The organism is Azonexus hydrophilus (assembly GCF_038368255.1).
Classification (GTDB): domain Bacteria; phylum Pseudomonadota; class Gammaproteobacteria; order Burkholderiales; family Rhodocyclaceae; genus Azonexus; species Azonexus hydrophilus.
The window spans coordinates 610999-625527 of the sequence record NZ_CP151406.1; the positions used below are offsets into that span (position 1 = coordinate 610999).

Sequence of the window (14529 nt, forward strand, 5' to 3'; positions counted from 1 at the left end):
AAACAATGTACAGGCATTGCGGCCCCCCCCGAGTTCCGTAGTAAGATGACAGCTATATGCCAAGTGCGCCAAGAAACACTCAGGGGGCAGGGAATTGACTGATTTATCGAGACTGCGCGGCGTTCGCGTCATGGTCATCGACGACAGCAACACGATACGCCGGAGCGCCGAGATATTTCTCGTCCAGGCCGGCTGTCAGGTCGTGCTCGCCGAGGATGGATTCGACGCCCTGGCCAAGATTGCCGACCACCAGCCGGCCGTGGTGTTTTGCGACATCATGATGCCCCGGCTTGACGGTTATCAGACCTGCGCACTGATCAAGAAAAACCCCCGCTTCAAGACCACGCCGGTGATCATGCTGTCGTCCAAGGACGGCCTGTTCGACCGGGCGCGCGGGCGCATGGTCGGGTCCGATCAGTACCTGACCAAACCCTTCACCAAGGACAGCCTGCTGCAAACGGTCGCGACCTTTGCACTGCCGGCGGAAACACAAACCACACAGTCGTAGTTCAGGGAGCACGCATGCCCGTCAAGAATATTCTCGTCATCGACGATTCGCCCACCGAACGCTTTTTTGCCGTCGATCTGCTCAGCAAGGCCGGTTATCTCGTGTCCACTGCCGAGAATGGCGAGGAAGGCATTGCCAAGGCCAAGGCCACCAAACCCGACCTGATCCTGATGGACGTGGTCATGCCCGGTCTGAACGGTTATCAGGCGACCCGGACGCTGACCCGCGACGAGGAAACCAAGCATATCCCGGTCATTGTCTGTACCTCCAAGGGGCAGGAAACCGACAAGATCTGGGGGCTGCGTCAGGGGGCGGTCGATTATCTGGTCAAGCCGCTCAATCCCCAGGAATTGCTGCAACGTATTGCTGCCTTGCCCTGACTGTCATGGCGCGCAAGAGCAGTCTCCGGGATTTTCAGGCTTACCTGGCCGGCCGCCTCAGTGAGGCGGCGCAGGGGCATGGGGGCGCTTCCTGGCTGGGGCTCGATGTCGCTGGCGAAGGCTGGCTGATCGACCTCTCGGACGGCGGCGAGATCGTGCAGGCGCCGCAGCTGGCTGGTGTGCCGCTGGTGCACCCCTGGTTCTCGGGCATCGCCAACGTGCGCGGCAATCTTTATGCGGTGACCGATTTCGCGGCTTTCCTCGGCGCGCCGCCGACGCCGCGCAACGTCAATACCCGCTTGCTGCTGATCGGCGTCCGTCATGGTTCGAATGCCGCCCTGCTGGTGTCGCGGATGCTCGGTCTGAAGAAGCCCGAAAATTTTCAGCCGATGGCGGCCGACGAAGCATTTCCGGTCTGGGGCCGGCAGCGCTTCACCGATACTGACGGCAAGGTCTGGCGCAAGCTGGCGGTGCGCGAACTGCTCGCCGATCGCGGGTTCATGAATATTGGAATTTAAGCGCGGGCTCCATTGACGGAGCCCAAGTGGAGGGTAGAAATGGCTTTGAGCTTCAAACTCCCGAAATTCGGGGCATCGAAGAAGGACGTGTCGCCGCTGACCGTCACCGGGGACGAATTGCCGGCTGCGCCGGCCAAGAAGGCTGCCGGTCCGGGTTTCCTGGCCGGCAAGTCGGCCACCCAGCAGATGAAGATCCTGGGCGGCGTGTTCTTCGCTGTCCTGCTGGTCATTGGTGTGCTGGTTGCCCGCGACAACCGTGACTCCGCCCAGGCGACCGCCTATGTGGCGGCTGCCGGTGAAATGCGGATGCTCTCGCAGCGTCTGGCCAAGGCCTCCTCGCTGGCCCTGCAGGGCGACCCGGTGGCTTTTGCCCAACTCAAGGAGTCGCGCGCCACCTTCGCTGACCTGATGGAAAAGCTCACGCGCGGCGGCGAACTCGGCAACGTCAGCGTCGGTGCTTCGCCGCTGGCCGTGCAGGCGCAGCTTGATGCGCTGAGCGAGCGCTGGACCCAGTCCGAAAAAGATGCCGCGACCGTGATCGGCCAGGAGAAGAACCTGATCGAGTTGGGTCGCAACGTGGCAACCATCGACGACAACAACGCCATCATGCTTGAACTGACCGAGCAGGTCGCCGCCCTCAAGCTGCAGTCGGGCGCCGGTGCCCGCGACATCGCTGCGGCCAACCAGCTGGTGATGTTGACGCAACGGATTGCCAAGAACGCTTCGGCACTGCTGGTCGGTGCTGAAATCAATCCCGAAGTGGCCTTCCTGCTGGGTAAGGACACCAACAACTTCCGTGAATTGATGCAGGGACTGGGTCGCGGTGTGACCGATGCCGATACCCGGGCCAAGGTCGAGGCGCTGGAAACCGCCTTCAAGGATTACGAAACGGCCATTTCCGGCATTCTCGGCAACATGCAGCCGCTGGTCCTGTCCAAGCAGGCCGGTTCGCGCATCTTCCGCGACAGCGAGGAACTGCTCAAGGCAACCGACGAACTGGCGCGCGGTTATCAAGAGGCGCTCAGCGGACGTGGCGGTTTCATCGTCTCGGTGCTGGTTCTCGTTCTGGTGGCCCTGGCCGCCCTGGCCAAGCTGGTGCAGGTCTATCGCGACGACGCTGAACGGCGTACCCAGGAAGTTGAAAAGCAGCGCCTCGGTTCCGAACAGGTCAACCGCGAGAACCAGGACGCCATTCTGCGGCTGATGAACGAACTCGGCGACCTCGCCGACGGCGACCTGACCGTGACTGCAACCGTCAGCGAGAACATCACCGGCGCCATCGCCGACTCGATCAACTACACGATTGAAGAACTGCGCGTGCTGGTCGGCCGCATCAACGATGCGGCGAACCGGGTGACGGCGGCGACCGAAATCGCCCGCCAGACGTCGGCCGAGCTGCTCACCGCTGCCGAACGTCAGTCGGTCGAAATTCAGGAAGCCGGTCAGTCGGCGCTGGACATGGCCCGTTCGATGACCGAGGTGTCGAGCAACGCCGCCCAGTCGGCACAGGTGGCAAACCAGTCGCTGCAGGCTGCCGAAAAGGGGACGCAGGCGGTGCAGGACTCGATCAAGGGCATGAATGAAATCCGCAACCAGATCCAGGAAACCTCGAAGCGGATCAAGCGCCTCGGCGAAAGCTCGCAGGAGATCGGCGAAATCGTTGAACTGATTTCCGACATTACCGAACAGACCAACGTGCTCGCGCTGAACGCCGCCATCCAGGCCGCATCGGCCGGCGATGCCGGGCGCGGCTTCACCGTCGTTGCCGAGGAAGTGCAGCGGCTGGCCGAACGTTCCGGCGAGGCGACCAAGCAGATTGCAGCCATCGTCAAGACCATTCAGACCGATACCCAGGACGCCGTATCCGCCATGGAACAATCGACCCAGGGTGTGGTCGAGGGCGCCAAGCTGTCCGACGCGGCCGGCCAGGCGCTGTCCGAAATCGGTCAGGTGTCCCGTGATCTGGCTAGCCTGATTCAGCGAATTTCCAGCTCCACCCAGAGCCAGGCCGACTCGGCCACCCAGGTGGCGCGTCTGATGCAGGATATCCTGCGCGTCACCGAACAGACCACGGCGGGTACGCAGCGTACCGCCGAGGCCGTTGATGAACTGTCCGCGCTGGCTTCCGAACTCAAGGGCTCGGTCGCCGGTTTCAAGGTCGATTGAGCCACCAACGCGAGAGAGCATGAACGCGGCAACTGAATTCGATTTGGGCCCGCTGACGTGGGTCAAGGGCGAGATCGACCAGGCGCTGCTACGCGCCGAGGAAGCGCTCGACCAGTTCGTGGCGAATGCCGATGCGACGCAGTTGAAATTCTGCCGCACCCATGTGCACCAGGTTCATGGCGCGCTCGACATCGTCGGTCTGAACGGCATCACGGAGTTGACCGAGTCGCTCGAAGCCCTGCTGCTGGCGCTGGAGGAGGAACGCCTGCCGGCCAGTGAAGCGGCGCAGTCGGTCGCCCACGAGGCGCTGGCCGGGTTGCGCCAGTATCTCGACGACCTGCTTGCCGGCGAACCGCACCAGCCGCTGCGCATGATGCCGCTCTGTTCCCGTCTGGCCGAAGTCCGCGGCTTGCCGCCGGTGCATCCGGGTGACCTGTTCTATCCCGACCTGAGCCTGCGCCCGCCGCGCTCGACCGTGACCCCACCGGCGCTGACGCCGGAGGAAATGCACAAGGTCCTGCGCAAGCAGCGCACCCGTTTCCAGAAGGGCTTGCTCAAATGGCTGACCCAGCCCGAGCAGAAGGCCAGCGGCCGGCAGGCGATGAGCGAAGCGCTGGCGGCGATCGAAGCCATCCAGCCGACCTCCGGTGCGCGTTCGTTCTGGTGGGTCTCGCAGGCATTCCTCGAGGCGCTGGACAATCCGGATATCTCGGTCGAGCCGCTGGCCAGGCAACTCTGTGCGCGCATCGACCTGCAGATCCGTCGTCTGCTCGACGGCTCCGGCAAACTGGCCGAACGCGTGATGCGCGAGGCGCTGTACTACGTTGCCCGGACCCCGGCCGGAGCGGACTCGCTGGTTGCCCAGGCGCAGCATATTTTCGACCTGCCCGCGCACCTGCCGGCCGTGGCTTCGCTGCAGACCCTGCCCGATGTCCAGGAACAGGCACTGCGACGCTTGCGCGAAATTCTCGTCAGCATCGAGGAGGTCTGGAGCAAGTACTGTTCGGGCAGCCCGGGCAGCCTGGTCAACGTCGGCGAGCTGGCCCAGGCAGCAGCTCAGGTCACCGGGGAAATCGGTCATACCGACCTGAAGCGGCTCGGTCAGGCGCTGGCGGCGATTGCCGGCTGGTTGCAGGACGACGTCAAGCGTTTCAACGACGGCGTAGCCATGGAAGTGGCAACGGCCATCCTGCTGCTGCAGAACGCCCACGAAAATTTCCTGCGTCTCGGCGCCGACTTCGCCCAGCAGGTCGACCTGATGGTCGACCGCATCCATGCCTGCATCGCCGGGCGTGCGGCCACGGCCAGTGATATTCCGCTGCTCGACGAAATGACGCGGCGGGCACAGGAAAAATTGCTGATTGCCCAGGTCGGCCGGGAAATCCAGAGCAACCTGGCGCAGATCGAGCAGACGCTCGACGCCTTCTTCCGTTCGCCGGCCAAGGGCTTCGAGATGGCTGCGCTGGACGCGCCGCTCAAGCAGGTCGGCGGGGCACTGGCCATGCTCGGACATTTTTCCGCCGTCGCCAGCCTGAAGCGCACGACTACGCACATCGAAGCCTTTGCCGCTGCCGGTTACCAGCCGCAGGATGTCGACTTCCAGCAGGTCGCCGACGAATTGTCGGCGCTCGGTTTCTTCATCGACGCGCTGCAGCACGGTGAGAGCAGTTACGACACCTTCGTCCGTCGTCTGCATGGCGATGAGCTGGTGGCCGATACCGATGCTGCGGCCGAAGCGGCATTGACCGTCGAAGCCGAACTGGCGCAACAGGCGCGCGAAGCCAAGGCGCTCGCCAGCGCATTGCGCGAAGCCCCGGACGACCAGCGTCTGCAGGAACTCAAGCAGAATCTCGAAGCCATCCAGAAAGACGCCGACCTGGTTGCCGACCGCGAACTGGGTGAATCCGCCAAGGCGGTGCTGGCGGCGCTGGAGTCGGGCGAGCAGGTCGATGTCGCCCTGTCCGGCCTGCGCGTCTCCCGGGTCGATGCGCCGCAACCGTCGGCGGAAACCCTGCAGCTGGCCAGTTCCAGTCACGAGGAAATCGACGCCGAGTTGCTGGCTATCTTCATCGAGGAAGGCCACGAAGTGCTGGCCGAAATGGCCACCCAGAAGTCGCTGCTGGCGGCCGACGTGCACGACCGTGAGGCATTGACGACGATCCGCCGGTGCACCCATACCCTGAAGGGTTCCGGGCGCATGGTCGGCCTGGTCGAACTCGGCGAAACGGCCTGGGCCGTCGAGCAGACCCTGAACCTGTGGTTGCGTCAGGATATCGCCGTGACCCCCGAGTTGTTGGCCTTGATCGACGAAGAACATCGGGTTTTCAGCGAATGGGTTGCCCTGCTTGAAAGCGGTACCGGCCAGATGCCGGATGCCGCCCATTTGGTCGCGCTCGCCGCCGCCATGCGTGGTACCACCGAGCAGCCGGCCGAGCCAACGCCGGTTGCCGTGCCGCCGGTCGTGGATGCGGCGCCGGTCGCTGAGCCCTTGCCGGAGGAAGTGCCGCCGTCAGTCGAGGCGACACCTGCGGTCGATATCGACGAGCCCGCTGCCGATGTGGCATTTCCTGAACTCGAAGGCGGGTTCGAACTGGAGCTGGAAGAGCCCGGGGCGCTGTTTGCCGAAACCGAAGCGGAAACGCTAGCTCAGGGCACAGCGCAGACCTTGTACGACATCTTCCGCGAGGAAGCGCGTGGTCATCTGCAAACCCTGGTCGACAGCTTCGCTGCGCTGGAAGCCGAGCCAGCCGTACCGACGACCTTCGAAATGACGCGGGCCGCCCATACGCTCGGCGGCATCGCCGCCACCGTTGGCCTGATGCCGCTGCATCACCTGGCTTATGCGCTGGAACATGCCCTGTTGCGCCGCGATACCTCGGCCCAGCCGGACAGTATCGAAGGTCTGGAAACCGTGCGTCAGGCCATCCTGACGCTGGAAGAAATGTTCGCCGGACTGGCTGCGCAACAGCTGCCGGAAGATCAGCCGCAACTTTTGGCGGCCCTGGAAGACATCTTTCACCCTGGAGCCATCGTCGAGTCTGCCGCAGCCCCCGACGAGGCAGCTAGCGGGGCGCAGATCATTCCCTTACCGGGCATGCGCCAGGATGCCGCCGAGATTCCGGTGCCGGTGGTGGACGAATTGCCGCCGCCGGTCGAGCCGGTCCGCCAGCTGACCGACGAACTGGACGAGCAGTTGCTGCCGATCTTCCTCGAGGAAGCCGCGGATCAACTGCGTGAGCTCACCGAACAACTGCGCGCCTGGCGCATCGGCCCGGGCGAAGAAGCGCCACCACGGGCGATTGCTCGCCTGCTGCATACCTTCAAGGGCAATGCCCGGATGGCCGGGGCGATGAACCTGGGCGAAGCGACACATTTGCTCGAAGCCCGGGTCCAGGAGGCAATCAAGGCGGGTACCGCCAGTGCTGCCCTGATCGATGAAATCGAAGCCGGTTGCGATGCCCTGGCCGTGGCCACCGAGCGGCTACGCAGCGGCCCGGCCGAGGAGGAAAGCCCCGGCGAAGCACCGGCCGGCGGCGAGATCGTGCCGACCGAGGTCGCACCGCTACTGGCGGGCGATCCCGAGACCGACAGCGAAGGCAGCGGCCAGCGCGCCATGCTGCGCGTGCGCGCCGATCTGGTCGACCGTCTGGTCAACGAGGCCGGCGAATTGTCGATCGCCCGGGCGCGGATCGAAGGCGAAATGCGCAGCCTCAAGGGCTCGCTGCTCGACCTCACGGAAAACGTCATCCGTCTGCGCCGTCAGTTGCGCGAAATCGAAATCCAGGCAGAAACCCAGATCCAGGCACGCGTTGCCCAGGCGCACGAAGGCCAGGCCGAATTCGACCCGCTCGAACTCGACCGCTTCACCCGCTTCCAGGAACTGACGCGCTTCATGGCCGAGTCGGTCAACGACGTGGCGACCGTCCAGCAGAACCTGTTGAAGAACCTCGACGACGCCAACGCGGCGATCCTGGCGCAGGCACGCCTGAACCGCGGTTTGCAGCAGGAACTGATGGGCGTGCGCATGCTGCCCTTCGTCAGCCAGGCGGAGCGTCTGTACCGCATCGTCCGGCAGACCGCGAAGGAAGTCGGCAAGCGCGCCAACTTCGATATCGTCGGCGGCCATGTCGAAGTCGACCGCTCTGTCCTCGAAAAAATCATGGGGCCGATCGAGCACATGCTGCGCAATGCCGTGACCCACGGCATCGAAGCGCGTGAGCAGCGGCAGGCGGCAGACAAGCCGGAAACCGGTGAAATCACCCTCAAGCTTGCCCAGGAAGCCAACGAAATCATCCTGTCGCTGTCCGACGACGGCCGGGGGCTGGACCGGGCGCGTATCCGCGAACGCGCCGAAGCGCTCGGTCTGCTCCAGTCGGGGCAGGAAATCAGCGATGCCGCCCTGCTCGATTTCATCTTCCAGCCGGGTTTCTCGACCGCCACCGAATTGACCCAGGTCGCCGGCCGCGGTGTCGGTATGGACGTGGTGAAGACGGCGGTCGGTGCCCTGGGCGGACGCATCGAGATCATCTCCGAGCCGGGTCGCGGAACGGTTTTCAACCTCTACCTGCCGCTGACCCTGGCCGTTACCCAGACCCTGCTGGTACGCGCCGGCAGCCAGATCTACGCCGTGCCGTCGACGATGATCGAACAGGTGCTGGAATTGAAGGAAAAGGGCCTGAGCGCAATCCGCGACGCCGGCGAGGCGGAGTGGCAGGGCAATCGCTACCCCTTCCATTTCCTGCCGCATCTGCTCGGCGATGTCGCTGCCCTGCCCGAGGCGCACCGGCAGTACTGGGTGTTGCTGCTGCGTTCCGGTTCGCAACGCGTCGCGGTACTGGTTGACGAATTGCGCGGTAACCAGGAAGTGGTGGTCAAGAACATCGGCGCCCAGCTTGCCCGCGTGGTCGGGATTGCCGGCGCAACCGTGCTCGGCGACGGCCAGGTGGTGCTGATCCTGAATCCGGTGGCACTGGCCAGCCGGGGCGTGCAGCCGGTGGTCGGCGAGATTGCGCCGGTCGAGCCGCAAGCCGCGCCGGTACACCAGCATCTGCCGACCGTCATGGTGGTCGATGATTCGCTGACCGTGCGCAAGATCACCAGCCGCCTGCTGTTGCGCGAAGGTTATCAGGTCATCCTCGCCAAGGATGGTGTCGATGCGCTGGAGCACCTGCTCGACGCACCGCCCGACGTGATCCTCTCGGATATCGAAATGCCGCGCATGGACGGCTTCGACTTCGTCCGCAACCTGCGTGCCGACGAGCGCCTGCGCGATATTCCGGTGATCATGATCACCTCGCGCACGGCCGACAAGCACCGCAATTACGCGCTGGAAATCGGGGCCAATCACTACCTCGGCAAACCCTACGACGAAGACGAACTACTTGGTTTGCTGGCGACCTACTGCGGCCGGGTTCACTGATTTCATTCATGATGCGGATAGTACCGCGTCATGAATGAAGCTCCCTATAATGAGAGTTCGTCTCATTTGGAGTTGATTGCAACTAGCGATGGACAAGGAACAGGAAATACTCGCCATCAGCCGGCTGGTCTTCGACCTGACCCGTCTCGATGGCGGCGATCTCGACGGCATGCTGGCCAGATTGAACGATTTGCTGACCAGCCTTCCCGGTATCCGGGTGCTGCCGCACAGCCTGGTCCTGCTCCGCAATTCCCGAGGCTTGCTGCTCCAGGTGGCGCAGTTCGGTCTGCCGCCCCCCTGGGTGTGTATCGACGGCGACAGTTCGCCCTACCATCTGACCGGTGACGATGAAGAGCGGGTGATGCTGGTTGCCGATCCCAGCGCCAGCCTGCCGCCCCTGATGCAGCGGGAACTGCCCGCCGGTGCCGCCTGTTTCATGTTGCCCTTGCGCGACAATGCCGCACTGATCGGCAAGGCGCTGATGTTCGTCGATCCCGACTGGCAGCCTGATCCGGTGGAGTACGAATTCATGGAAGATCTGGCGCAGGCCCTGTCGGTCCTGGTGGTGCGCCTGATTGTCAACGAAACCCTGCGCGTGCGCGAGGTCGAGCTTGAAGATGCCCGTACCGATGCCATTCGCCGGCTGGGCACGGCCTCCGAATACCGCGACAACGAAACCGGCATGCACATCATGCGCATGACCCACATCGCGACGGCGATTGCCAAGGCGATGGACCTGCCGCCCGAACAGCGCGAACTGCTCGCCATCTGCGCACCGATGCACGATGTCGGCAAGATCGGTATTCCGGATGCGATCCTGCTCAAACCGGGGCGCCTGCTGCCGGATGAATACGAGGTGATGAAGGGGCATACCGGTATCGGCAAGCGTCTGCTCGAAGGCGACGATACGCTGATCCAGGCGGCTCGCGACATTGCCGCTTCGCACCACGAACACTGGGATGGCAACGGTTATCCGGAAGGCCTGGCCGGTGAGGAAATCCCCTTGCTGGTACGTATCTGTGCCGTGTCCGATGTCTTTGATGCGCTGACCTCACGCCGCCCGTACAAAGATCCCTGGCCGGTAGATGAAGCGATTGCCTGGGTGGCTGACAATGCCGGCAAGCAATTCGATCCTCAGGTCGTCGCCGGATTCATGAAGGCGCTACCGGAAGTGCGGCGGATCCGAGAGTTGTACCGTGATGACATCATCGATCCGAATCAGGTGCTGGATCTGCCTGAACTGCCGCCGCATGAATGCGAGTGGGTGCGCTGGGACGACAGTCTGCGTATCGGCATCGACGTCATCGACGAACACCACCGCTACCTGTTCGACCTGACCAACGACCTCTACGAGGTGGTGTCGACCCGGCGCGGCTCGCGTGAGGTGGCGCGGGTGATCAAGGCGCTCGACCTCTATGCACAGGTCCATTTCCGGGCCGAAGAGCGGATGATGGATCATCACCGCTACGCCGCCTTTGACCGTCAGAAGCACCAGCACGGTGAATTCGAGAAACGGTTGAGCGAGTTCTACGCCGAATTGCACGACAACCCGCTGACCGCCCAGTTCGATGTGCTGGTCTACCTGCGCACCTGGCTGGTCCGCCATATCGTGCACGAAGACGCCAGGCTGCGCGAACTGGTAGCCTGAGCCCGGCCGTTCAGGCTTTCTTTACCACCGCATAACGCGCCAGCGTCTTTTCCCGCGCCGTCGCGTGGTCGACAATCGGTCCCGGATAGTCGCGGCCGATGACGACGCCGAGCGCCTCCTGCGCCAGGCGGCCGATGGTCCACGGTGCGTGGATGTATTTGTTCGGCACCTTGGCCAGTTCGGGCAGGTAGCGCCGGATGAACTTGCCTTCCGGGTCGAATTTTTCCGATTGCGTGATCGGGTTGAAGATGCGGAAATAGGGCTGCGCATCGCAGCCGCTCGACGCCGCCCACTGCCAGCCGCCGTTGTTGGCCGAGAGGTCGAAGTCGTTGAGTTGTTCGGCAAAGTAGCGTTCGCCGAGTCGCCAGTCGATGCCCAGGTCCTTGCACAGGAAGGAGGCGACGACCATGCGCAGGCGGTTGTGCATCCAGCCGCTGTGATTCAACTGGCGCATCGCTGCATCGACCAGCGGGTAGCCGGTGCGTCCCTGCTGCCAGGCAGCCAGCCCCGCCGGCCACTCGTCCCAGCGGATGGCGTCGTATTCGGGCTTGAACGCACGCTCGGCTGCATGGGGAAAGCGGTCGAGGATCATGAAATAGAAATCGCGCCAGATCAGCTCGTTGAGCCAGGTCTCGGCTTGTTCGGCGAGCGCGGCGCTGACCAGCTCGCGGATCGAGAGGGTGCCGAAACGCAGGTGCACCGACAGGTAGCTGACCCCCTTGATCGCCGGGAAGTCGCGCAAGGCGCCGTAGCGCTGGATGCGGCCGGTGCGGAATTCGTCCCACAGCTTGCGGGCGCCGGCCATCCCGGGTTCGATGCCGAGCTCGCCGAGATTGCCTGGGTGAAAACCGAGATCGTCCAGCGTCGGCAGCGCCTCCGCCGGTGCCGGGGCAAACTGTCCGTTGCCGTGGCAGGGGGCGTGATCGGCGCTGCTCAGGCGCTTCAGCCAGGCGTTCTTGTACGGGGTGAACACCGTATAGGGGCGGCCGGCCCCAGTCAGCAGTTCGTCGCGTTCGAAGATCGCCTGGTCCTTGAACTCGTGCAGGGCAATCCCTTGTTCGCCGAGCAAGCGTCCGACTTCAGCATCCCGGTGTTTGGCGGCCGGTTCGTAATCGCGATTGACGAATACTGCCCGCGCGCCGATCTCCCGAGCCAGGCGAGGAACCTCCTCGACCGCGCGGCCGTGGCGAACAATCAATCCGCCGCCGCGGGCCCGCAAGGCGCTGTCGAGTTGGCGCAGGCTGTCGAGGATGAATTCAACGCGGCGGTCGGTCCGCGACGGCAAGGCGTCGAGAATGTCGGTATCGAAAACAAAGACGCAATGAACCGGCAGACCGCTGCTCAGTGCAGCGGCCAGGGCCGCGTGATCGTGGTCGCGCAGGTCGCGCCGGAACCAGACGAGTGCTTTTTCTTGAATCATGTTTGGTTTGTGCCTCCATGGCGATTAAAATCGCCGGCATGGACAACGTCAACCTGACCGACAACTTTCTGATCGCCATGCCGGCGCTGGAAGACCCTTATTTTTCGAATGCGCTGGTCTATATCTGCGAGCATAACGAGAACGGCGCGCTGGGGATCATCGTCAACCGGCCGATCGACATGGATCTGGCTGGCCTGTTCGAGAAGATCGACATCAAGCTGGAACAGACGGCGCTGTCCGGCCTGCCGGTCTATTTCGGCGGTCCGGTGCAGCTCGACCGCGGCTTTGTGCTGCATCGGCCGCTCGGTCACTGGCAATCGACGATGGCGATCAACGCCGAAGTCGGTCTGACCAGTTCGCGCGACGTGCTTGCCGCCGTTGCCAAGGACGGACTGCCGTCGGAGATCATCGTGTCGCTGGGCTATTCGGGTTGGGATGCCGGTCAGCTCGAAGAAGAGCTGGCGCAGAATTCCTGGCTGACGGTGCCGGCCAGATCCGACATCCTGTTCGATCTGCCGCCCGAGGAGCGCTTGCCGGCGGCGATGCAGAAACTCGGCATCAGCTTTTCCCAGCTTTCGGACGTTGCCGGGCACGCATAGTGGGCACGGTGCTGGCCTTCGACTTCGGCGAAAAGCGCATCGGCGTGGCGACCGGCGAGACGCTGCTGGCGTCGGCCCATCCGCTGACGGTGATCCGCGCCGAGTCGAACGATGTGCGCTTTGCCGAAATCGGCAAGCTGATCGCCGAATGGCAGCCGGAGCAGCTGGTCGTCGGCCTGCCCACACATGTCGACGGGACACCGCATGAAATGACCCGTCTGGCGACAAAATTCGCCGAACGTCTGCAAAAGCGTTTCAATCTTCCGGTTTCCATGGCCGACGAGCGGCTCAGCTCGCTCGATGCCGAGGCGCGGCTGCGCGAGACCGGACGCAACGCCAAGTCGGCCAAGCCGCTGCTCGATGCGGTTGCCGCCCAACTGATTCTTCAAACCTGGTTCGAAAGTTCGCTGCATGCACCCCAATGACACCCTGCCCGACGCCGAAGCCCAGTGCCGGCAACTGGCCGAACTGATACGCCCGCTGCTGGCGCAAGATCCGGCGCTGGTCGGCATCTACAGTGGCGGCGCCTGGATCGCCGAGCGCCTCAGTGAATTGCTCGGCCTCGATCGGGAAACCGGTTTGATCGACGTTTCCTTCTACCGCGACGATTTTGCCGAGAAGGGCCTGCATCCGCAGGTCAAGCCGACGCTGATCCCGTTCGACGTCGAGGGCCGACACATCATCCTGGTCGACGACGTGCTCTACACCGGCCGGACGACGCGGGCGGCGATCAACGAACTGTTCGATTACGGACGTCCGGCCTCGGTGTCGCTGGCAGTGCTCGCCGACCGGGGCGGTCGGGAACTGCCGGTGGCGGCGACCTGGAAAGTCTGGGACGTCGCCCTCGAAACGAAGCAGAGCCTGGTGCTGGAAAAGCAGGATGACGGTCAACTCGCCTGGAGACTGGAAAATGCATAACCCGCAGTTGAACGACAACGGAGAGCTGACACATCTGTTGTCAACGGAGGGGCTGCCGCGCGCAATCCTGACGCAGATCCTCGACACCGCCGAGTCGTTCATGGAAGTCTCGGCGCGCGAAGTGAAAAAGGTGCCGCTGCTGCGCGGCAAGAGCGTGTTCAACCTGTTCTTCGAGAACTCGACGCGCACCCGCACGACTTTCGAGATCGCCGCCAAGCGCTTGTCGGCCGACGTCATCAACCTCGACATCGGGCGTTCATCAACGGCCAAGGGCGAGACCCTGCTCGACACCATCGACAACCTCTGCGCGATGCACGCCAACCTGTTCGTCGTCCGCCACGCCTCCTCCGGCGCGCCCTACCTGATCGCCGAGCACCTGCGCCGTATCGGCCGTGACGACATTCACGTCGTCAATGCCGGCGACGGCCGCCACGCGCACCCGACGCAGGGGCTGCTCGACATGTACACCATCCGCCACTACAAGAAGGATTTCTCCAACCTGCGCGTGGCCATCGTCGGCGACATCCTGCACTCGCGCGTCGCCCGCTCCGACATCCACGCGCTGACCACGCTGGGCGTCCCGGAAGTCCGCGCCATCGGCCCGGAAACGCTGCTGCCCAAGCACCTCGACAAGCTCGGCGTGCATGTCTTCCACGACATGGAAGCGGGCTTGAAGGATTGCGACGTGGTGATCATGCTGCGCCTGCAGAACGAACGCATGAACGGCGCGCTGCTGCCGTCGGCCGGCGAGTACTTCCGCCACTACGGCCTGACCCCGCAGAAGCTGGCGTTGGCCAAGCCGGACGCGATCGTCATGCATCCAGGGCCGATGAACCGTGGCGTCGAAATCCACTCGGCGGTCGCCGACGGGCCGCAGGCGGTGATCCTGCCGCAGGTCACCTTCGGCATCGCCGTGCGCATGGCGGTCATGAGTATTGTTGCGGGGAATTGAG

General features: G+C 63.8%; 11 protein-coding genes. 10 read left to right on the top strand and 1 reads right to left on the bottom strand.

Features of this window, described 5'->3' with window-relative positions; genetic code table 11:
• Positions 1–130: 130 nt before the first annotated feature.
• From AADV58_RS02995 to AADV58_RS03020, 6 genes are all read left to right on the top strand, one after another.
• Positions 131–508 (top strand): response regulator, encoded by a 378-nt coding sequence (locus AADV58_RS02995; protein ID WP_051295196.1) that lies wholly within the window; start codon positions 131–133, stop codon positions 506–508.
• Between the two features lie 14 nt (positions 509–522).
• Positions 523–888 carry a response regulator transcription factor gene (locus AADV58_RS03000; RefSeq protein ID WP_028993647.1) on the top strand — a complete coding sequence of 122 codons (366 nt, stop codon included), beginning with the start codon at positions 523–525 and terminating at the stop codon, positions 886–888.
• Positions 889–893: 5 nt separating this feature from the next.
• The gene (locus AADV58_RS03005) at positions 894–1406 is read left to right on the top strand and encodes a chemotaxis protein CheW (RefSeq protein WP_028993646.1); all 513 of its coding nucleotides are present in this window, start codon (positions 894–896) and stop codon (positions 1404–1406) included.
• Between the two features lie 39 nt (positions 1407–1445).
• Positions 1446–3572 (top strand): methyl-accepting chemotaxis protein, encoded by a 2127-nt coding sequence (locus AADV58_RS03010; protein ID WP_028993645.1) that lies wholly within the window; start codon positions 1446–1448, stop codon positions 3570–3572.
• A 19-nt stretch (positions 3573–3591) separates the two neighbouring features.
• Positions 3592–8991 carry an Hpt domain-containing protein gene (locus AADV58_RS03015; protein ID WP_341744045.1) on the top strand — a complete coding sequence of 1800 codons (5400 nt, stop codon included), beginning with the start codon at positions 3592–3594 and terminating at the stop codon, positions 8989–8991.
• An 88-nt stretch (positions 8992–9079) separates the two neighbouring features.
• Complete coding sequence (locus AADV58_RS03020; protein WP_341744046.1) at positions 9080–10639, top strand: bacteriohemerythrin; 1560 nt, start codon at positions 9080–9082, stop codon at positions 10637–10639.
• Positions 10640–10649: 10 nt separating this feature from the next.
• Here AADV58_RS03020 and AADV58_RS03025 read toward each other — a convergent pair whose 3' ends face one another.
• Positions 10650–12059, bottom strand: a complete 1410-nt coding sequence (locus tag AADV58_RS03025; RefSeq protein WP_341744047.1) for a deoxyribodipyrimidine photo-lyase — start codon at positions 12057–12059, stop codon at positions 10650–10652.
• A gap of 38 nt (positions 12060–12097) precedes the next feature.
• On the opposite strand from AADV58_RS03025, the gene AADV58_RS03030 reads away from it, so the two are divergent.
• From AADV58_RS03030 to AADV58_RS03045, 4 genes are read left to right on the top strand one after another with little or no spacing between them, the layout of a single operon-like run.
• Positions 12098–12658, top strand: a complete 561-nt coding sequence (locus AADV58_RS03030) for a YqgE/AlgH family protein (RefSeq protein ID WP_298395020.1) — start codon at positions 12098–12100, stop codon at positions 12656–12658.
• Positions 12658–13083 (top strand): Holliday junction resolvase RuvX, encoded by a 426-nt coding sequence (gene ruvX / locus AADV58_RS03035; RefSeq protein WP_341744048.1) that lies wholly within the window; start codon positions 12658–12660, stop codon positions 13081–13083. The genes AADV58_RS03030 and ruvX overlap by 1 nt, the downstream gene beginning before the upstream one ends.
• Positions 13070–13576, top strand: a complete 507-nt coding sequence (gene pyrR, locus AADV58_RS03040; RefSeq protein WP_028993629.1) for a bifunctional pyr operon transcriptional regulator/uracil phosphoribosyltransferase PyrR — start codon at positions 13070–13072, stop codon at positions 13574–13576. The genes ruvX and pyrR overlap by 14 nt, the downstream gene beginning before the upstream one ends.
• Positions 13569–14528, top strand: coding sequence for an aspartate carbamoyltransferase catalytic subunit (locus AADV58_RS03045; RefSeq protein ID WP_028993628.1), 960 nt, complete (start codon positions 13569–13571; stop codon positions 14526–14528). The genes pyrR and AADV58_RS03045 overlap by 8 nt, the downstream gene beginning before the upstream one ends.
• The last annotated feature ends 1 nt before the right edge of the window (position 14529 follow it).

Bases quoted from the DNA above. Each gene is read 5' to 3' on its own strand.
- AADV58_RS03000 (WP_028993647.1), top strand. From the start codon at position 523: ATGCCCGTCAAGAATATTCTCGTCATCGACGATTCGCCCACCGAACGC.
- AADV58_RS03030 (WP_298395020.1), top strand. From the start codon at position 12,098: ATGGACAACGTCAACCTGACCGACAACTTTCTGATCGCCATGCCGGCG.
- AADV58_RS03045 (WP_028993628.1), top strand. From the start codon at position 13,569: ATGCATAACCCGCAGTTGAACGACAACGGAGAGCTGACACATCTGTTG.
- AADV58_RS03010 (WP_028993645.1), top strand. From the start codon at position 1,446: ATGGCTTTGAGCTTCAAACTCCCGAAATTCGGGGCATCGAAGAAGGAC.
- pyrR (WP_028993629.1), top strand. From the start codon at position 13,070: ATGCACCCCAATGACACCCTGCCCGACGCCGAAGCCCAGTGCCGGCAA.
- AADV58_RS03015 (WP_341744045.1), top strand. From the start codon at position 3,592: ATGAACGCGGCAACTGAATTCGATTTGGGCCCGCTGACGTGGGTCAAG.
- AADV58_RS03020 (WP_341744046.1), top strand. From the start codon at position 9,080: ATGGACAAGGAACAGGAAATACTCGCCATCAGCCGGCTGGTCTTCGAC.
- AADV58_RS03005 (WP_028993646.1), top strand. From the start codon at position 894: ATGGCGCGCAAGAGCAGTCTCCGGGATTTTCAGGCTTACCTGGCCGGC.
- AADV58_RS02995 (WP_051295196.1), top strand. From the start codon at position 131: ATGGTCATCGACGACAGCAACACGATACGCCGGAGCGCCGAGATATTT.
- AADV58_RS03025 (WP_341744047.1), bottom strand. From the start codon at position 12,059: ATGATTCAAGAAAAAGCACTCGTCTGGTTCCGGCGCGACCTGCGCGAC.